This window comes from Pedobacter sp. GQ55 (assembly GCF_059758925.1).
In genome coordinates this window covers 271,917-290,539 of record NZ_JCAXEI010000001.1, presented here as the reverse complement: position 1 = coordinate 290,539, position 18,623 = coordinate 271,917, and the positions used below count along the sequence as shown (strand labels likewise).

The 18,623-nt window shown below is 38.2% G+C and carries 19 protein-coding genes; 4 read left to right on the top strand and 15 right to left on the bottom strand.

Going from position 1 to position 18,623, the window contains the following annotated elements; genetic code table 11:
- Positions 1-175 precede the first annotated feature (175 nt).
- The 3 genes from AC6CH7_RS01155 to AC6CH7_RS01145 all read left to right on the top strand — a co-directional run bounded on the left by AC6CH7_RS01155 (position 176) and on the right by AC6CH7_RS01145 (position 3,253).
- Positions 176-1,519 (top strand): glycosyltransferase family protein, encoded by a 1,344-nt coding sequence (locus AC6CH7_RS01155; protein WP_498260926.1) that lies wholly within the window; start codon positions 176-178, stop codon positions 1,517-1,519.
- A 160-nt stretch (positions 1,520-1,679) separates the two neighbouring features.
- On the top strand, positions 1,680-2,048 hold the full coding sequence (locus tag AC6CH7_RS01150) for a hypothetical protein (protein ID WP_498260925.1): 369 nt from the start codon (positions 1,680-1,682) through the stop codon (positions 2,046-2,048).
- A gap of 68 nt (positions 2,049-2,116) precedes the next feature.
- Complete coding sequence (locus AC6CH7_RS01145) at positions 2,117-3,253, top strand: DUF4934 domain-containing protein (protein ID WP_498260924.1); 1,137 nt, start codon at positions 2,117-2,119, stop codon at positions 3,251-3,253.
- 18 nt (positions 3,254-3,271) lie between these two features.
- Here AC6CH7_RS01145 and AC6CH7_RS01140 read toward each other — a convergent pair whose 3' ends face one another.
- The 13 genes from AC6CH7_RS01140 to hemA all read right to left on the bottom strand — a co-directional run bounded on the left by AC6CH7_RS01140 (position 3,272) and on the right by hemA (position 15,537).
- Positions 3,272-4,270: an ABC transporter ATP-binding protein gene (locus tag AC6CH7_RS01140; RefSeq protein ID WP_498260923.1), complete on the bottom strand. Its 999-nt coding sequence runs from the start codon at positions 4,268-4,270 to the stop codon at positions 3,272-3,274.
- 162 nt (positions 4,271-4,432) lie between these two features.
- Positions 4,433-5,242 carry an outer membrane beta-barrel protein gene (locus tag AC6CH7_RS01135; protein ID WP_498260922.1) on the bottom strand — a complete coding sequence of 270 codons (810 nt, stop codon included), beginning with the start codon at positions 5,240-5,242 and terminating at the stop codon, positions 4,433-4,435.
- 29 nt (positions 5,243-5,271) lie between these two features.
- Entirely contained in the window at positions 5,272-5,991 is a 720-nt protein-coding gene (locus AC6CH7_RS01130) for a hypothetical protein (RefSeq protein ID WP_498260921.1), read from the bottom strand.
- Positions 5,981-6,547 (bottom strand): RNA polymerase sigma factor, encoded by a 567-nt coding sequence (locus tag AC6CH7_RS01125; protein WP_498260920.1) that lies wholly within the window; start codon positions 6,545-6,547, stop codon positions 5,981-5,983. The genes AC6CH7_RS01130 and AC6CH7_RS01125 overlap by 11 nt, the downstream gene beginning before the upstream one ends.
- A gap of 75 nt (positions 6,548-6,622) precedes the next feature.
- Positions 6,623-7,171, bottom strand: coding sequence for a protoporphyrinogen oxidase HemJ (gene hemJ, locus AC6CH7_RS01120; RefSeq protein WP_498260919.1), 549 nt, complete (start codon positions 7,169-7,171; stop codon positions 6,623-6,625).
- 7 nt (positions 7,172-7,178) lie between these two features.
- Positions 7,179-8,201, bottom strand: a complete 1,023-nt coding sequence (gene hemE, locus AC6CH7_RS01115) for a uroporphyrinogen decarboxylase (RefSeq protein WP_498260918.1) — start codon at positions 8,199-8,201, stop codon at positions 7,179-7,181.
- Positions 8,202-8,216: 15 nt separating this feature from the next.
- Positions 8,217-8,732: a hypothetical protein gene (locus AC6CH7_RS01110; RefSeq protein WP_498260917.1), complete on the bottom strand. Its 516-nt coding sequence runs from the start codon at positions 8,730-8,732 to the stop codon at positions 8,217-8,219.
- A complete protein-coding gene (locus AC6CH7_RS01105; protein ID WP_048903901.1) occupies positions 8,732-9,436 on the bottom strand; it encodes a response regulator transcription factor in 705 nt (234 codons plus the stop codon). The genes AC6CH7_RS01110 and AC6CH7_RS01105 overlap by 1 nt, the downstream gene beginning before the upstream one ends.
- Positions 9,437-9,438: 2 nt before the next feature.
- A complete protein-coding gene (locus tag AC6CH7_RS01100) occupies positions 9,439-10,305 on the bottom strand; it encodes a sensor histidine kinase (protein WP_498260916.1) in 867 nt (288 codons plus the stop codon).
- Between the two features lie 37 nt (positions 10,306-10,342).
- Complete coding sequence (gene hemL / locus AC6CH7_RS01095; protein ID WP_294870408.1) at positions 10,343-11,716, bottom strand: glutamate-1-semialdehyde 2,1-aminomutase; 1,374 nt, start codon at positions 11,714-11,716, stop codon at positions 10,343-10,345.
- Position 11,717: 1 nt separating this feature from the next.
- On the bottom strand, positions 11,718-12,686 hold the full coding sequence (hemB, locus tag AC6CH7_RS01090; RefSeq protein WP_498260915.1) for a porphobilinogen synthase: 969 nt from the start codon (positions 12,684-12,686) through the stop codon (positions 11,718-11,720).
- Between the two features lie 19 nt (positions 12,687-12,705).
- Positions 12,706-14,286, bottom strand: a complete 1,581-nt coding sequence (gene hemC / locus AC6CH7_RS01085; RefSeq protein WP_498260914.1) for a hydroxymethylbilane synthase — start codon at positions 14,284-14,286, stop codon at positions 12,706-12,708.
- Positions 14,287-14,310: 24 nt separating this feature from the next.
- Positions 14,311-15,537 carry a glutamyl-tRNA reductase gene (gene hemA, locus AC6CH7_RS01080; protein ID WP_498260913.1) on the bottom strand — a complete coding sequence of 409 codons (1,227 nt, stop codon included), beginning with the start codon at positions 15,535-15,537 and terminating at the stop codon, positions 14,311-14,313.
- 160 nt (positions 15,538-15,697) lie between these two features.
- Between hemA and AC6CH7_RS01075 the strand changes: the two genes are divergently transcribed.
- Complete coding sequence (locus AC6CH7_RS01075) at positions 15,698-16,531, top strand: alpha/beta hydrolase family protein (RefSeq protein ID WP_498260912.1); 834 nt, start codon at positions 15,698-15,700, stop codon at positions 16,529-16,531.
- A 58-nt stretch (positions 16,532-16,589) separates the two neighbouring features.
- Here AC6CH7_RS01075 and AC6CH7_RS01070 read toward each other — a convergent pair whose 3' ends face one another.
- Both AC6CH7_RS01070 and AC6CH7_RS01065 read right to left on the bottom strand, forming a co-directional pair.
- Positions 16,590-17,105, bottom strand: a complete 516-nt coding sequence (locus tag AC6CH7_RS01070) for a DUF2911 domain-containing protein (protein WP_498260911.1) — start codon at positions 17,103-17,105, stop codon at positions 16,590-16,592.
- A gap of 91 nt (positions 17,106-17,196) precedes the next feature.
- Complete coding sequence (locus tag AC6CH7_RS01065; RefSeq protein ID WP_498260910.1) at positions 17,197-18,609, bottom strand: hypothetical protein; 1,413 nt, start codon at positions 18,607-18,609, stop codon at positions 17,197-17,199.
- Between the last annotated feature and the right edge of the window lie 14 nt (positions 18,610-18,623).

Here is an 18,623-nt window from a genome sequence, read left to right as displayed (position 1 = left end):
CGCGCTCAAACCAAGTGGAATCATTGATCCATTTAAGGAATCATTTGAAAATTCTAATGCCATTAGGCGGCACTCGCGTACATCCAAAGAGGTTTTAAGAACTCATCTCATGCCGTAACATTTCAACGACCTTCACCCTCGTACAATTCATTTAATTTAGACCTCCCCTATTAAAATGAACACAAAAGTTAGCGCTTCCTCCGCCCCAAGTAAGATTCCTATGCTAAAAGGTTTTATTGATAATAATAAAACCCTGATAACAATCATATTCTTAGTTTTCATAAGTCTATTAGTCTATTTCCCTGTGCTTTCGCATAAATTCCAGATGCGTTGGGATGACCAATGGGTAGTAGTTAATGCCTACACAGAAGATGGCCTAACACAAAGCAACTTATGGGCAATACTCACCGAGTTTTACAATGGGCAATATGCTCCCGCAAATCAACTGTCTTACACATTACTTTATTCTGCATTTGGATATAATCCCTTCTGGTTCCATCTCTTAGGAGTTATGATACATATAAGTAATGTAATTCTGGTTTATCTTTTTATCAAAAAACTTCTAAATCTTTCTAAAAGCTTTAAAGCAGAATCTGTAATCCGGATCGCATTTCTTACGGCCATAGTCATGGCAGTACATCCATTTCTTGTGGAATCTGTCGCCTGGTTATCCGCTTCTAAAATTCTAATCTATAGTTTCTTCTACTTAATCGCTATTCACATTTACCTAAGCTACCTCGTTTCAAAAAAAATAGGCCATTATTTATTGGTCGTTTTGTTTTTCATTTTGTCATTTACCGGAAAGGAGCAGGCAGTTACACTCCCGGTTTGTTTTCTATTAATAGATTATGCATTAAAAAGAAATTTCCGAAGCAAATGGCTATGGTTTGAGAAATTACCTTTATTTATTATTGCTTTCATTTTTGGATATATCACCTTGCTTTCTCAAAGTGCAGACAAGGCCGGTTTACTATCCGAGGCTCCTCGCTACCCATTTTATCAAAACATCATATTTGCCAGCTATTCTGTTACCGAATACCTTGTAAAATGTCTAATCCCTGTTAAATTAAGCTACTTATATGTATTTCCAAATGCTATAGGCAGAGAAGTTCCCATGCGGTTCTGGATGTACCCGGCAATGCTATTAATTATATGTGTTTCGTTTTGGGGTTTCTGGAAAAAGCATTGGGTCTTTTTTGGAATCAGTTTTTTCATTATCCATCTTGGGGTTTGTCTGCACGTCATCCCGATTTCCAGATTCGCAATTGTTGCTGACAGGTACGTATACATAGCCTCCATAGGGATCTTTTTCCTTATGGCCTACTTCGTGGATAAGGCCCTAAGTAATTTAAAACACAAAAACCTAACAATTATACTCAGTTTCTTATATATACTCTCCATAGGCATTTATGCACATCAACATAGTAAGATCTGGCATGACAGTGACAAGTTAAAACAAGAGCTGAAAGAGTTGCTTAAAAAAAGAAATGACTTCCAGAAACACAACGCAAACAAATGAAACTAACTTTTATTAACATAGATTTCATCATCCTTATTCCGCCTTTAATCAGGGTCGAATTATTTCTGTTGCAACATTGGTGACCCCGTTACGGGGTCTTATAAATACAATCGAATCATTAAAAAAATAACCTAATTATAATTTGTTAAAATTAAAAATCATGAAAAAAACACTTAAAATAGTAGGAGTTCTGGCTGTTGTGATCACATTGGTTTGTAATCTCCAATACGCATTCTTTGATTATGATGTAACAAACAACTCAGGAGCGGCTAATGCTGCATGGACCGATGCAAATGGTACTATGTATTGTGGAACCACAGGCAATACAAGTTACAGAACAGGTACATGGGTTTGGCAAAATGACAACTACTACAAAGTTGTTGAGGGCTGGTATGGTTACGACTACGGTTACTATGAATTTTTTCCAAACAATTCGGGAACTCAATGTGGTGTAGGATACAATCCTAACACACCTCATAACAACTATCATGACGTTACCAATATCGTACCTAGCTGGCCTGAATACTAAATTTAAAATCCGCCATCTGTTAAGGTGGCGGATTATTCAATATTTACTCAAAATAAAATATCTCATCAATGAAGTACTATCTACTTTTCGCTTTATTAATTCTACTTATTTCATGCTCACAGGAGAAAAAGAAAGAGAAATTCGATTTCCCTGTAACGAAGATTAAGATCAACCCGGCAGAGAACAAAAAAGCTTTCATTGAGGATATTGCTGATAGTGTTTATAATGTAACCCTAGAAGCCGAAAAGGATTTTTCTATTAAACATATTTCAAACTTTTTTGTAACAGATAGTCTTATCATTATCGCCGACCGATCGCAAAGTACTATTTTTCTTTTCGATCAAAATGGTAAGCCTAAAATCAAGATAAATCACCTGGGTGATAAACCTGACGAGTATGCGAATTTAACAGACATAATTTACGATGAGTACAACCATCGGATAGAATTATTAGATCTTAGCTTAAACAAAATTTTCAGATACGATCTTAATGGAAAACCTGCTGGTGTCCTGGAAATTGTAGGCTCTAGGTATTTCGGTTTAACATTTGCAAAAACTAAGGACATGTATGTAAGTGAGATCCTTAACAACAATAAGGATTTGAGAAGGCTTAGACTTTATAAAGAAGGGGATGGAATGCTTACCTATCATTCTCAAGAGCTTTTCTTCCCCCCCATGATTAAAGAGCTTGATCTGGGTTTTTCACATCAATTTGATAGTTACAAAGGTGCTGTTTATTACTATCCACTACTTGATGATAAAATATATACTGTGGACATTGATGATGTAAAACCAGCATTTCAAATTGAAGTACCTGAGGAAAATAAGATAGGATTCGATATTAATTCTGCTAAACCTGCAAAAGATCATTTCGACTACTGGAAAAAAATGGAAGCAGCTAAAATAATGTACGATAACAATTCGCTTTTTGTTACGGATAAGTGGGTCTCTTTCAGATATAATTTCGGTTCAAAAACTGATCCTAGAAATGCCTTTTTTTCGAAGAAGACAGGCAAAACACTTCAATTTGTCGAATTAAATAGTAAAAAGGATCCCAACTTCCGTTCAGGCAATAAAATTGCCGGCAAACTTGGTGACTACTTTATAACAATGGTGCCTTTTGAAAATGCTTCATCCTCAGAGAATAAACCAAGCGAAAATACAAATGTCTTTAAGCTAATGTATTTTAGATTGAAGGAGTTATGACCTGAAGTGCAGTTGGCTTTAGATACTATACTCTAAAAAATGACAGATGTTCGCCTGAACATGGTCGTTTTTTTTATGTTCTCCCCTATTCAATTGGATTGCCCTTATTTTTACCCCATTTCTTTCCAGCAGTAACTCTTCATAAAAGCCTTTGTAATAAACATCCTTAACTTCAAAACGCCTGCTATTCCATGAACTTTTTAATTCAACCCATTCCGGATAAAAAACTGTATGATCTTTAGTTGCATTAATACCTAGTTTCAAAGCCTCTTCTGCATTTAAAACCACTGCATTACCCAGTATCTGAGCAGTATAAATATGATCGGGGTGATGATATATATGTGCTGGTTTCCCTTTCTGTAAAAGCTGGCCATCTTTTAGAATCAATAATTCGTCTGACAAAAACAAACCATCGGCAGGATCATGAGAAACCATGATAACAGTAACACCTGTATCAGCAGCAATTCGTTTAATGTCAGCACGCAACTGGTTTTTCAGCAATGCATCTACCTGACTAAAAGGTTCATCCAATAGTAAAATCGAGGTATCGCTTACCAATGCTTTTGCAATTGCAACGCGTTGCTGTTCCCCCCCACTTAGCTCAGTAATCTTCTTTTCTTTAAGATGCATAATGTGCAAATGCTCCATCATGTCCATCGTTTTGTCGTGCTTGGATTGCACATTTGTGTTCGACAGCATGGAAGCAATATTATCGTACACCTTAGCATAGATATTAAGGGAGAAATCCTGAGTAACCATTTTCATTTGCTTATGGCCTGGTATCAGCTGCTCATCTGGTCCAAGAATCCTTTTCCCTTCAAAAAGCACCTCACCACTGTCTACCTTTAGTAAACCATAAATACATTTCAGCAATGTCGATTTCCCACTTCCGCTTTCTCCAATGATGGCGACAATATTTCCTTTTTTAATATCAAAGCTAATATTTTTAACTCCAGAAGCCTGTTCAGTCTGATATTGCTTGGTCAGGTTTTTTACGCTAATGATCTGTTCTTCCACAGTTCAAAGATAATATAAAAGTGTTGGTCAGTAAACAAAAAAAGCTATCCAAAAGGTACCATCGTTATTCTCAGAGCCTAGCATTACGCCATTGATCAGTAAACAAAAAAATCCCGCAGTATACTACCGCGGGATTGGTTTTATTTGTGTGTGTTCTGTGTTTTAATTTAAGCCAAGCGTAACGCCGAATGCCATATTTTTTAATCCCTTTTGAGCTGCGCTTGCAAACATATCACTAGCATAGTATTTAGCAAATATCCCAAAGGCGCCATAACCTAATCTAACTGTGCCGCCATAACGGAAGGATTGAAAGTTATAATCATCGCTAACTTTTACTTTTCCTCTTTCGTTACTGATCTGTTTCACTTTTCCATTTAAAAGGAAACCGACCTCTGGTCCAAATACAAAGTAAAAACGGTCGCCATGATCATTTTCTTTTGTACGCAATTCAAAATTTAGAGGGATGTGTACATAGCTGCTAGAGAATCGGTTCTTAGAGAAATGGATATCTTCCTGAACATAAGTAAGCTCACTTGCATTTTTCTGCATGGTTATATCTTTGTTCAATCTGATGTGTGTCCAGTCGAAACCACCTGCCAGATAGACCTTAAAGTTTGAATTGAAACGATAGCCAAACTGAATGATATCAAAAGAAAATGTGCTTGTTTTCCCTCCTCTGTAATCTAAAAAGTCGTTTTCAGGAGATAAAGTAAAACTGCCATTATCTATTAGCCTTGAAAACCCAAGGTCCACTCTGGTTATTGTTAGTCCGCCGATAAAGCGGCCCTTCGACATATTGGTTTTCCCAGTAGAGTCCTTTTTGCCAATGGTAATACCAACACCAAGGTCCATATCGAACTTTTTCATTTTACGTTCTTTGGTAACGGTAGTATCTTGTTGTGCACTGGCAGTTTGAGCTATAGCACCGGTAAGTCCGCTTACAATAAGTGCTGTTAATAATAGACGTTTCATTATATGTATAGTTTGTGGGTTTCTTAATCCTATTTATCTGACTTTTTATTAAACTTTATGAAACCTATGTTAATGGACACTAAAGATGAATTATCGTCATTGGTATCAAACTGTATAAATTTCTTTTCTCTCTTATCTACTTTGTTAACTACAAAATTCACCAGATCTCCTACATTCCTAATCCCCTTATTCTCCTGATGTTCAGGTTCAACAGCAACATCTGTATATTCTGTAGGGATGTCTGCTTTTGCGATCATCACTTCATCTTTAGATGCTTCTTCTTTTGGTTCAACTTTAGCTAACGTGCTAACAACGTCCGCTTGCTTATTAACAGGGCGATCGGTTGTTGCTTTTGGTTGCAAAGCAGCCAATTCTTTTTCTCTGCTGCTTAATTTTATGCGTGGCGCAATAATTAGTGGAGTACTTTCAACCTTTTGTGCAACTGCTGAGCTAACATTGCTTACTTGTACCGGAGTTTTAACAACAGTAACTGCAGGAACTGAACTAACCTCGCTGCTTGCCACTTCCGGTGCCTGCAACCTGATCTTTTCTGTTTTCTGCATCGGCATCAATAAACCTATTGTTACGGCAATTACAGCAACTGCTGCTGCCATCCAGTAAACCGGTAAACTACGTTTAGGTTTTGGCGACAGTTCTGCTGAAATACCATTCCACAGGTCTGGTGGAGGTTGTATTTCCGCCCCCTCAAATTTATCCCTAAACAACTGATCAAACGCTTTATCCTGCATGTGTTGCATAATTTATGCCCTCCATTTTTATGATTTCTTCTTTTAATATCGCCCTTGCTCTTGACAATTGCGATTTACTTGCTCCTTCAGAAATGCCCAATTTTTCGGCAATTTCTTTATGAGAATATCCTTCTATGATGTACATGTTAAACACCACTCTATAGCCATCGGCCAGCTTTTGAATCACTTTTAATAAATCCTGCATTCCTAATCTGCTAAAATCAAAGCTTGTTGATGGCTGATCGTACGCATCCTCAATTGGAACAACATTCATAGTCCTCAAATTTTTACGGTAACTTTCAATTGCTGTATTTACCATAACTTTTCTAATCCATCCTTCAAAAGCCCCATCTCCCCTATATTCATTTATTTTCTGAAAAATTTTAATATAACCCATTTGCAATACGTCTTCGGCCTCCATCTTATCTTTTGCATAACGCATACAAACTACAAGCATCTTGGGCGCAGTTTGCCTGTACAGGGCCTCCTGCATCTTCCGGTTGCCTGCTTTGCATCCTTCTAATAATTCATTTATACTATATTGCGTCAATTTCATTTGTGTGTTTGGTATATAGTAGATGACGCAACTATAGAAAAGGTTGCACGCAGTAATAGAAAAAATTAAAGGGGCTTAGCAATCGTGCTTTTTGCGGTAATGTTTGTACCATTTTACGGCAAGCATAATTACTACAGCAAATATGATGAGCCCGACAAGGCCATAAATCCAGTTCACAGCGCTTTTTAGCACTACTGTGAACACAATTGCTACAAGTAAGATTGTTGCTACCTCGTTCCATAGCCTAAGGTTAAACGAGCTTATTTTGCATTTACCGTGTTTCAGCTGCTTCATTATATTCTGGCAAATAAAATGATAAACAAGCAGTGCTGCTACAAAACCAAGTTTTACATGAAACCAGGGCGTTTGTAATAAACCAGGGTGTATACAAACCATTCCTGCACCTGCAAGTACAGTGAGTACCATTGCAGGTGTAGTAATGATATTCCAAAGTTTGGCCTCTATCCTTTCGTATTCCTTTTGCAGGATATTACGCTCAATTTCGGGCCTGTCTTCGGCTTCAGTATGATAAATAAACAGACGGACACTATAAAACAATCCTGCCATCCAGCTTACAACAAAGATGATGTGAACAGACAGAATGTAATAATAGTATTTCTCCATTTTTATATTAGTATTTAAAGTCTTTGATTACTTCAATCGCATATTTTACGTTGTCGAACGGAATATCCGGCATAATACCATGGCCAAGATTAAAGATAAATCCATCCTCTCCGCGCATACGCTCGAACAAGCGAAGAATCTCTCTCTTAATAACGGGTTTATCTGCATAAAGTATATGCGGATCCAAGTTACCCTGAACAGCAATACCTGCAGGTAAGCTTTTCTTGATATTTAACAGATCTGCGTTCCAGTCTACCGAAACTACATCCGGTTTGGCCTCAGCCATAATTGGCGCAAATACAGAGCTTCCTTTACAGAATGAAATTACCGGAATGTCTTTTCTGTTTAAGTTAGCAATGATCTCCTGAATATAGCGATGAGAGAATTCCTGATAATCGTTCCATGATAAAGCTTGGGCCCAGCTATCAAAAATCTGGATGGCATTAACACCTGCAGCAATTTGCAGGTTCAAATAATCGGCAGTAACTTTTGCTATTTTAGCCAATAGTTTGTGTGCAACCTCTGGTTGATTGTGAATCAACAGCTTGGTTGTTTTAAAATCTTTTGATGAACCACCTTCAACAAGGTAGCTCATAACAGTAAAAGGGGCACCGGCAAAACCAATTAAAGGAATGCTTCCGTTTAAACGCTGTTGTATAACTTTAATAGCATCTGCTACGTATTGCAAACGGTCTAAAACATCGACCTCAAGTGCGTCTACATCTTTTAATGTACGTACAGGATTGGCAAACTTAGGCCCAATACCCTGGGTAAAGCTTAAATCTCCACCCATTGCCTCGCCTGTTACTAAAATATCCGAGAATAAAATAGCGGCGTCGATACCCAGCAAATTAACCGGTAACATAGTTACATCAGCAGCAATTTCAGGTGTTTTGCACATTTCAAGGAAGGAGTATTTGTTTTTGATCTCCCAGTATTCAGGCATAAAACGACCAGCCTGACGCATCATCCAAACTGGTGGGCGTTCTGTTTGCTTTGAAAATGCTGCATCTAAAAATAACGTGTTCATGTAAATCTATTTTGTTTATAAGTTGTTCGCTTCTATCTCAATCTTGCTAATTATATCTTTTGCTTTTGGGGTACTGGCCAATTCTTTTGCTCTGGCAATATAGGCCCTGCTCCGCTCACCATCTTTCTTTCTAAGCGCAAGATTGGCAAGATGGATCAATACAAAAGCTTTATCATTTTTTCCACCCAGCGGGAAACGACTTGCGATCTGAAAATGATGTTCTGCAACATCATATTCTTCTTTCTTTAAGGCAATATTAGCATGCATAAACTCGTAATATCCCCTTCGGTTTCTTGCAAGTCTATCCGGATTTGGCACTTCTGCCAATATGCGTTCTGCTTTTTCATATTCGCCATTCTTAAAATACTTGGAGGCAAGAAGCACAGAACTGTGTTTAAAATGGCTCCAAAGTACAAAGGCAAAGAAAAGGCCTGCCAATGCGGCAAGCTGATACTGATCATAAAAAAGGCATGCTAAAGCGGCAATCATAAAAATTGCCATCAGTGCATACCTGCCTTTGGTATTGTACATTAATGAATATCAGTAAATTTATAACCTACCCCTCTGATAGAGTGAAAATAAACCGGGTTTTTCTGATCTGGCTCAAAATACTTACGGAAGGTTAATATAAAGTTATCGATCGTACGTGTTGATGGATAAACATCGTAATTCCAAACTGTTTCTAAAATCTGCTCACGCGATACTGCTTCGTTTTTACGCTCAATCAGTAATTTTAACAGCATGGTTTCCTTTTTTGTTAAAGGAACAATAAGGCCATCATCCTGTTTTAATTCAAAAGAATTAAAATAGATGGTCTTATCTCCGATTTTATAAGAGTTAAGTTCTTTCAGATCATCAGCTTTCATGCTGCGCTTAACCAAAATACCTACTCTTAAGATCAGCTCTTCCAAATTAAATGGTTTAACTAAATAATCGTCAGCGCCTTTTTTCAGACCCATTACGCGGTCTTCGCTTGTATTTTTGGCTGTTAGGAAAAGGATAGGAACTTCAGTGTTTTCTAAACGAATTGTTTCACAAACCTGGAAACCATCCATTTCCGGAAGCATCACGTCTAAAATGATCAGGTTAAAACGTTCTTCTTTAAAAACCTTTAAAGCAGTTTTACCGTCTTTTACCGCATGAACTTTATAACCTTCAAGTTCAAGGTTTAATTTTATTGCATCTAATAAGTGGTCTTCATCCTCAACCAGTAATATTCTTAATTTCTGTGGCATAATCAACTAAATGTTATTTCAAAAATTGCACCCTGTGGTGCGTTATCTTTAACGCTGATATCAGCGTCATGGCTTTGTAGAACTTCTTTAACAATAAACAGGCCTAAACCTGTTCCTTTTGATTTTCTGACATTTTCGTCACCTACACGATAGAATTTATCAAAAATAAGCATCTTTTCAGCGTCAGGGATACCTGGCCCTTTGTCAGTTACCCTTAAAAAAGGATGCCCATCTTTATTTGTCAATTCCACACCAACCTCTGCACAAGGTCCAGAATATTTAACTGCATTTTCAACTAGGTTAGTAACCACAGACGACAGCGCAAACTGATCGCCCACTACCTTAACCCCAGGCTGTATTTTTGGATTTATCAGCTGTTCACAACCACATGAATGGATCTGCAACCTATCCGTGATTCTTGAAACCATTTCCGAAAGGTCAAATTCTTCTTTAGGGAACGAATAAGACCTGTTTTCGATCTTGGTAGCCAACAACATGTTTTCAACCAAATCATCTAAACGCTCAATATCCTTTAATGAATTATTCAGTAAAGAAGTTTGTCTGGCTTTATCCAGATCACGTTTAACGATGGTTTGTAAAGATAACTTTATAGCCGCCAAAGGCGATTTTAACTCATGAGTTACCGAGAGTAAAAAGTTCTGCTGTTGCTCTCTTAGCTTGTCTTCTTTTTTAATAGATTGATGCAAAAAATAAGCCCCAATACACAATAAGAACAGAAATACAGATCCCTCGCCCATTACCATAGCCATCCTGGACGGTTGTAATTTAACTACAAGCGTGCCCCACGAAATTAATTGCACCAAAGAGTACAATAGCAGGAAATAAAATATAACGATTGATTTCTTCAAGACAGTTAGTAGTTTATACTATAAATATACCCAAAATTTACTTATTCCTGAAAACAACATCAAGACTATCAAATATAGCTCTCTTTGCTTTTTCAAGCTCTATTTTAGTATGCGCAGCAGAAACAAAACCTACCTCATAACCCGATGGGCCCAGGTAAATACCTCTGTTTAACAGCTCTCTGTGCATTACTTTAAATTTCTCCATGCTTGCCGGATCAATATCTTCGGCACATTGAATTTTATCTTTATCTGTAAAGGCCAGCCAGAAAATAGAACCCACATGGAATACCTTTAATTTGTAGTTCCTTGCAGTAGCAAAACGCTGTATACTTTCGGCAAACTCACTGGCTTTATTGTTCAAATCTTTATAAAAACCGGAACGTAATAGCTCGGTTAACTGGGCAATACCTGCAGCCATAGCTACCGGATTTCCAGATAATGTACCTGCCTGATAAACACCTCCATCAGGAGAAATATGAGACATAATTTCGGCCGATGCACCATACATTCCTACAGGTAAACCACCGCCGATAATTTTACCATAGGTAACTATGTCAGGCTTTATGCCATAATGTCCTGCAGCGCCTTCAAATCCCAATCTGAATCCGGTGATTACCTCGTCAAATATTAGAAGTGCTTTGTTCTCTTTACAGATATTCTGTAAAAACTGAATGTATTCTGCATCCTGCATCAGCAATCCGTTGTTAGCAGGAATCCCCTCAATAATAACAGCGGCTACTTCATCTTTAAATTGTTCGAATGCTTTTTTCAAAGCTTCGGTATCATTCAAAGGAATTACAATGGTTTCCTGCGCAAATGATTTTGGAACGCCGGCAGAAGAAGTTTCGCCAAAGGTAACCAGACCTGAACCAGCTTTTACCAGTAGTGAATCACTGTGCCCATGATAGCAACCTTCAAATTTGATGATCTTATCACGACCTGTATAGCCACGCGCCAATCTGATGGCCGACATTACTGCCTCGGTACCAGAACTGGTAAACCGTATCTTTTCTACAAGTTTATTGTTTTTAATAATTAGTTCTGCAAGTTCATTCTCTAATGCAGTAGGTGCGCCAAAGCTCATCCCGTTTTGCATCACCTCAGTAACCTTTTCACGAACTTTAGCATTGTTATGGCCAAGAATTAATGGACCCCAGCTTCCGCAAAAATCTATAAATTGATTTCCATCAGCATCCCAAACAAAGCATCCATCGCCTTTTTGAATAAACAACGGTGTTCCGTAAACCGATTTAAAAGCCCTAACTGGAGAATTTACTCCTCCCGGAAAATAGTTTTTAGCCTTCTCGTACAGCTCTGCCGATTTCTCTCTGGAAATATCCGGTTTACCTCCTGTATTTACAGGCATATCACCTTCATTTCCCGAAAACATTTTTTTTAAAGATTCTAACATATTACATCCAATTCTTTTCTACTATATCTCTTATGTGGTAAGTTGTTATAATGCTTGCTCCTGCGCGTGCAAATGCATGCATGGTCTCCATCACTACTTTTTGTTCATCTATCCAGCCTTTTTCTGCAGCTGCTTTTACCATAGAGTACTCTCCAGATACGTTATAGCATGCAATTGGCAAATCTGTGTGCTGTTTTAAGTTGTGCATTACATCAAGATAAGCCAAAGCGGGCTTAACCATTAATACATCTGCTCCCTCACTTTCATCAAGCAATGCTTCTCTTAAAGCTTCATTGCCATTTCTAAAATCCATTTGATAGGCTTTTCTATCTCCTTTACTTGGTGCACAATCAGCAGCTTCTCTAAAAGGGCCATAATATGCTGAAGCAAATTTTGTAGCATGCGACATGATTGCCGTATTTACAAAACCTGCACCATCAAGTACACTTCGCATTGCACCAACCCTGCCATCCATCATATCTGATGGAGCAAGCATATCAGCACCTGCCTGTGCATGGGTAAGTCCCATTTTAGCAATTACTTCAACGGTTGCATCATTTTGTACATAATCATTTTCTAATATACCGCAATGTCCATGTGTAGTATAAGAACAAACGCAAACATCAGTAACTATGTATAAGTCCTCGCCAAAGTTTTTCTTAAGTAAACGAACTGCCGAAGGTACTAAAGAATGATCATGATATGCTGAATGTGCATCCTCACTTTTTTCATCTCCTACACCAAACAGCATGATTTTGTTTACACCTAGTTTAAGTCCCTTTTCAACATCTTTAACCAATGTATCTTCAGAGTAATGGTTGATTCCCGGCATTGCATCTAAAGCATGAACAACATTTTTACCCGGCACAATAAAGTACGGATAAATGAACATATCTTTTGACAACCTTGTTTCGGCTACCATTTCCCTAACTACAGGGTTTTTCCTCAATCTACGTGGACGGTGTAACATATCAACCTCTTAACTTTCTTTATTTTATTTCTATTCCAAACACAGCCTCAGCCAATCCGATCTCATCTGGCGAATAAGGCAGGGTATATTTTATACCCATCTCATCAAATTTTTTCGCTGTTGAGTTACCAATCGCAACAATCTGTTGCCCGGGATCTAATAAGTTCTCTACAAAATAGGCGTCAACATTAGATGGACTGGTAAAAATCAGCACATCAGCATAAGTCTGGTCTATATCGTCTTCAAATACAGTCTCGTAAATAGGTAAATCAATTACTTTTGTATCTGCTGTTAAAGCTTTTTGAATGGTTAATAAAGAATCTTGTGCTCTTGGGAACAATACCGTTTTTCCGGTAACTTCTTTAGCAAAAAGTTCAGCCACTTCCTCAATATCACCACCTTCGCCTTCGTAATCAGCCAGATGACCAGCTCTTCTTAATGAATCTTCAGAGCCTCTGCCGGCAACACCAAATTTAACGTGCTTAGGCAATACAGGTTTTAGATTAAAGAAATAATCTACCGCATTTCTGCTGCTAAAAAAGATCCAGTCTACGTGTCTGAAATGATATTGATCCAATACGGTTACAATAGGAAAAGTACGGATCAGTGATCTCGCCTCAATTTCTATATGATGTTTTGCTAAAGCTTTTCTAAAATAGTTATGCTCCCCAACTTCTCTGGAAATAAACACTCTTGATGGGAATTTCCTATCTGGAGCAAATCTGCTTACAATCTTTTCAGCTAAACCATCAAGGCTTTCTACTCTATAGAACAACCGATCAGGGAAATCCTCATCGGTTTCTGCTTTAGAAGTCCAAACCTCATATAAGCCATCTTCTTTTTTGCAGTAACAGCCTAATGGCATGTGACAGCCACCTTCAAACAGGTTTAATACTTTTCGTTCAATTGCAATTTCCTCTGCGGTTTCCGGATCGTGTATTTTTTGAAGTAGTTCGAATAGTTCAGTGTCGTTTTCTCTAATCTGAATTGCCAAAGCGCCTTGGGCGGGAGCGGGAACCAGTTCAGTAGTATCTACTACTTCTACATGGAACTCAGAAAGATCAATCTTTAAACGGTTCACACCGGCTTTAGCCAGCAGAATTGCGTCGTAATCTTCATCTCTTAATTTTTGGATTCTGGTAGGCACGTTCCCTCTTAAATCTTCAATATTTAAATCAGGGCGTAATGCTAATATCTGAGCTTTACGTCTGTTAGACGATGTACCCACCATTGCGCCTGTTTTAAGCGATAATTTTTGAGTAAAATCTACACAGTCTTTTAAAATTAAAAGAAGCTCTGCCGGATCTTCGCGTTCTGTAACCGCTGCAATGGTTAACCCAGCCGGGTGTACCGTAGGTAAATCTTTATGAGAGTGTACCGCTATATCGATGGTTCCACCTAAAAGCTCTTCTTCAAGCTCTTTAGTAAAGAACCCTTTACCTTCCAGTTTATCTAACCTTAGGTTTAGAATCTTGTCGCCCTGCGTTTTGATGATTTTCAAATCTGCCTCAACGCCAATTCCCGCAAGTTTATCTTTAATGAAGTTGGCTTGCCATAAAGCCAGGTCGCTGCCTCTTGTACCGATAGTAAGTCTTTTCACGTTGATGCTAATTTTTTGGCAAATTTAGCTATTCTTTACCAATATCTCTTTTGCCATTACCATTGGTACGCTGATGTACTTTTTTTCCATATAATCCATCACACGTTCCAGCACCAATCTGGAGTTTTCGTCCAGGTTATTGATCTCTTCGGCAAAGATACCATTGATAGCAGTATGCTTAATTTCCTTGATTTTCTGAGGAACGCCACTCATGGCTATCTCAATTTCACGCTGGCGTAATACCAATTCAAAATCTTTGATGTTCTCTTCGATGATGTGCTCTGCGTTAACCAGCTCATCATAGCGTTCTTGTATATTTTTGCGGGCAACTTCTTTTAAAGATTCTACCTCTATGAAATGTATCGGGAAGTTTTTCACTACTTCAGAAGCAGTGTCGTTAGGGATGGCAAGATCTACAATTACTTTTTTACCGGTATCACCATTTAATAATTTTTTGTAGATGGCTTCAGTAATAATAGGTTCTGTAGCGCCGGTACAGGTAATAATTACATCAAATCCCTGATCGTAATTTTCTAGTTCCGAAAGTGGATATGCAGTGCCGTTTAAATCTTTGGCCAGCGCTTCTGCATGTTCTAAAGTTCTATTGAATACAGAAAAGTTAGAGTATTTATGTTTTTTAAGGTATTGAGCGATATTTTTGTTGGTTTCTCCAGCTCCGATGATGAGCAATTTTACATTGCCACACATTTTTAGATCACGAAGTTTGCGATAGGCGAGAGAAACAATGGAGACGGGGTTTTTGGAGATATTGGTATGTGTGTAAACCTCTTTGGCTGTTTTTACCACACGGTTCATGATCATCCGCATATAATCGCCCGTAAATCCTGCCACCCTGCAAGCTTCATATGCCTTCCGGATCTGGGCAAGAATTTCTTTCTCTCCTACAACCAGACTTTCTAAGGAACAGGATGTACGAAGTAAGTGATTAAACGCCTCTGCTTCTTCATAAACAGAAACATTTTCTATGAACTTATCCATGTATTGATCGGGCAGCCCCATATCTAACACAGTAAGAAAATGACTGATAAAATCTCTGTCGACTTTTTCTGAGGAGGTGAATACAAATTCAACACGATTGCACGTTCCTACGTAGAATATTTCTTTAACTCCTAACTCAGATTGAATGTTTCTCAATCTGTCGTCTAGCGTCTGCTCACATATCACCAATTTACCTAAAGATTTGAGGTCAATCTGTTTATGCGTAAAAGCAATGATCTTTAAATATTCCAAAATCTATTATCCTGTTTATTTTTAGCGAAACAAAAGTAATAAGACGCCCTTGTTCCACTGTCATTATGCTGTAATTAAGAGTTATTTAGAAAGATTTTAAATAAATAGATTCATTTAAACATCCCGATATAAAAATTGTTATATTGGCTAAACACCATAAATGCAGACATATATGATACAAAAGGAGCAATTTACAATAAAAGGAGCGGATGAAAAAAACATATTTGGCGACACTACATATGACGATAAAAACACAAACATTGACACCATAATATTTGTTCATGGCTTTAAAGGCTTCAAAGATTGGGGTGCTCATAACCTAATTGCAGAATGGTTTGCTAAAAATGGCTACCGTTATGTGAAGTTTAACCTTAGTCATGGCGGAGTAACAGACCAAAATTTTAATGATGTAACCGATATGGAAGCCTTTGCTGATAACACATTTAGCAAGGAACTTTTTGATATTGACCAAGTGGTTAACTATGTTTCCAGCACCTACCCATCTTCACCTATCTACCTGATCGGACATAGTCGGGGTGGCGGACTATCCATTATAAAAGCGGCTAACGATGAAAGGATTGACAAATTGATTACCTGGTCGTCTATTTCAGATTTCTCGAGCCTTTGGAAAAAAGAACAAGAAGAAGAATGGATTAAAACAGGCAAAATCTATGTAGAAAATGCACGAACTAAAGAAAAAATGCCATTAAACAGCACATTATTAGAAGACTTTAATAAGCACAAAGAAGAATTAAACATTTTGAGTGCCGCAAGAAATATAGACATCCCATGGTTAATTTTGCATGGCGATGATGATGTAAATGTGAAGTTTAGTGTTGCGCAAGAGCTGGCACAAAAACAGCTTAAAGCAAGAATACTGAAGATCGAGGGGGCTAATCATGTTTATGGAGCATCGCATCCATATATATCGGCAAGCTTACCTGAGCATTTACAGCAAGTGGTGGAAAAGACATTCCGGTTTATTAGTACATAAAAACAGCGGGTATCATCCATATGGATGATACCCGCTATAACTTAAATCATTTTACTTACTATTTAACAGTAAACGGCACAACAACATCACCCCATAAAAGGCTAACTTTTCCTGATTTTTCAATCTTAAAAGTCATTTTTTCAGTTGCAGAAGCAGCTTTACCAGGTTTTACAGCTACACGAAGTGCATCATCTGCCTCTTTGTAATCAGTACCCCATTGTTTCCAGGTTTTGTTAAAGATAATAGTCCATTCTTTTTCTCCGGGAATGGTATACAAACCATATTTACCTGCGGCAAGGGCTTTACCATCTACTTTTACATCTTTACTCGTTTCAAATACAGTAGCCTCATTTGCTCCCGTACGCCATACTTTTCCATAAGGTGCAATATCGGCTCCTATTTTACGACCTTTAACTGATGGCTGACTGTAATCAATGGTTACAGCAGCTCCAGATGCAAGAGTTTCTTTTGCTGTTGCTGGTGGGCTAACTCTTTTGGACTTGTCATCCTGGGCAGAGCTAGTCAGCGTGGTAAACAAACCAGCAATTAATGTTAATACAAATAACTTTTTCATAAAATTGATTTTTACCTCCAAGATAAGAAAAATAACGTTAATAAAATCCTCAGGCTTCACCTGAATCAAAATGAAGCCTGAGCGGATTTAATTAAAGGATATAATGGAATGAAAACCATTCATCCTTTTCAGCATTATAGTCTACACCAAACCAAATGCCTTTACTTTCAACCTTACCTGGAAAGGCTTTCACCACTTTGAAGGTATGTTTTGCCGGACTCATCCAATTCCCTGGGTTCTGGATCAGCAGATCCCCGTTAAGTGTTACCTCATTTGTTGCTTCATTAATCGTAAACGTGCCTGTAGTAACCGTTCCGCTTTGGTTTCTTGTATATTTCTGACCACCTACTTTGTTAAATAAGATCCAGGAATCAGCAGCTACCGCATCCCATGAATTATTCCATCCCCAATCTCTTGAGTCAGCGTGCGATTTAGTCCAGCCTTTTCCTTTTCCAATCCAATCTATCGGATTGCCTGCCGCATCCAATTTCCATAACCTGCCAGAAGCCGTTCCTGTAAGCATATTAAGCAACTCGCCGGCTTTAAAAGTTGGATCAAACCCTTCATCCGGACCAGTTACCGGAGGTACATATTCTGAAGCAAATTTCTTTGATATAAAGTTATAGGTAATCATTGCCTGCCCCTCTCCATCAACATCCTTGTCCCTAATCACACCCAGTTGAAGGGTATTTTCATCAAGCGATAAAATCTTATAGGTAGTCCAGTTACTGATTCCTGTAAGTCCATTCTTAGCCGGTTTGTACCCTCTAAGAATTGAAGCAGAATTGATGGTCAACGTTTTCGAACTCACGTTTAAATAGTACGTTCCATTCTGTGTAATTCCATTTTCCATAGGTTTAACGGCCTTAAAAGCAGCAGTTCCTTTTAATCCAAACGTCATTACTCCATAATCACCTTTGGTCATCATATTTGGATAAATGTCGGCAGGCCCCGGACCCCAGGTCCAGCAATCCCCCCCATAACATCCTGTAGCAAAGGCACCAGATGCCCATTCGCCACCCTCTTTAAGCCACCCATTATTGACGCCGTAAAATGACAAAGGACCTCCAAAATAAATACCTTCAGTATCCAGTATCCATTCTTTTTCGTTGCCTACACCACCAGAAAGTGCTGCCCAAAGCGGGTCGTTAACATAGTTCAAATTGTCTTGTGTTACTTTTACCACTACAGAATCCAGCTTCACTACTGCTCCTCCGCTACCTACAGAAAATTTAATCACATATTCTCCCGCAAAGGCAAACTTAACCGTGTCTGTCATCCTTGTAGAAGTTCCTGTTCCATAATCCCACATCGACAAAGTACCTGGTGTAAGGTTTTTCAGGATTACCGTATTTCCACCGGCATCGGCCTGCATGTCCTGGGTAACAGCGTATTGAATTTCTGATTTATCGAGCACCTTACCGATGCTGTGCTCATCTTTTTTGCATGCGCTGAACAGCAAAGGCAGCATCAGCATTGCAAGTATTTTTATATATAGTTTCATTTTTTTAATGATTA

Bases quoted from the DNA above. Each gene is read 5' to 3' on its own strand.
- AC6CH7_RS01155 (WP_498260926.1), top strand. From the start codon at position 176: ATGAACACAAAAGTTAGCGCTTCCTCCGCCCCAAGTAAGATTCCTATG.
- AC6CH7_RS01150 (WP_498260925.1), top strand. From the start codon at position 1,680: ATGAAAAAAACACTTAAAATAGTAGGAGTTCTGGCTGTTGTGATCACA.
- AC6CH7_RS01145 (WP_498260924.1), top strand. From the start codon at position 2,117: ATGAAGTACTATCTACTTTTCGCTTTATTAATTCTACTTATTTCATGC.
- AC6CH7_RS01135 (WP_498260922.1), bottom strand. From the start codon at position 5,242: ATGAAACGTCTATTATTAACAGCACTTATTGTAAGCGGACTTACCGGT.
- AC6CH7_RS01130 (WP_498260921.1), bottom strand. From the start codon at position 5,991: ATGCAGGATAAAGCGTTTGATCAGTTGTTTAGGGATAAATTTGAGGGG.
- AC6CH7_RS01125 (WP_498260920.1), bottom strand. From the start codon at position 6,547: ATGAAATTGACGCAATATAGTATAAATGAATTATTAGAAGGATGCAAA.
- hemJ (WP_498260919.1), bottom strand. From the start codon at position 7,171: ATGGAGAAATACTATTATTACATTCTGTCTGTTCACATCATCTTTGTT.
- hemE (WP_498260918.1), bottom strand. From the start codon at position 8,201: ATGAACACGTTATTTTTAGATGCAGCATTTTCAAAGCAAACAGAACGC.
- AC6CH7_RS01110 (WP_498260917.1), bottom strand. From the start codon at position 8,732: ATGTACAATACCAAAGGCAGGTATGCACTGATGGCAATTTTTATGATT.
- AC6CH7_RS01105 (WP_048903901.1), bottom strand. From the start codon at position 9,436: ATGCCACAGAAATTAAGAATATTACTGGTTGAGGATGAAGACCACTTA.
- hemL (WP_294870408.1), bottom strand. From the start codon at position 11,716: ATGTTAGAATCTTTAAAAAAAATGTTTTCGGGAAATGAAGGTGATATG.
- hemB (WP_498260915.1), bottom strand. From the start codon at position 12,686: ATGTTACACCGTCCACGTAGATTGAGGAAAAACCCTGTAGTTAGGGAA.
- AC6CH7_RS01075 (WP_498260912.1), top strand. From the start codon at position 15,698: ATGCAGACATATATGATACAAAAGGAGCAATTTACAATAAAAGGAGCG.
- AC6CH7_RS01070 (WP_498260911.1), bottom strand. From the start codon at position 17,105: ATGAAAAAGTTATTTGTATTAACATTAATTGCTGGTTTGTTTACCACG.
- AC6CH7_RS01065 (WP_498260910.1), bottom strand. From the start codon at position 18,609: ATGAAACTATATATAAAAATACTTGCAATGCTGATGCTGCCTTTGCTG.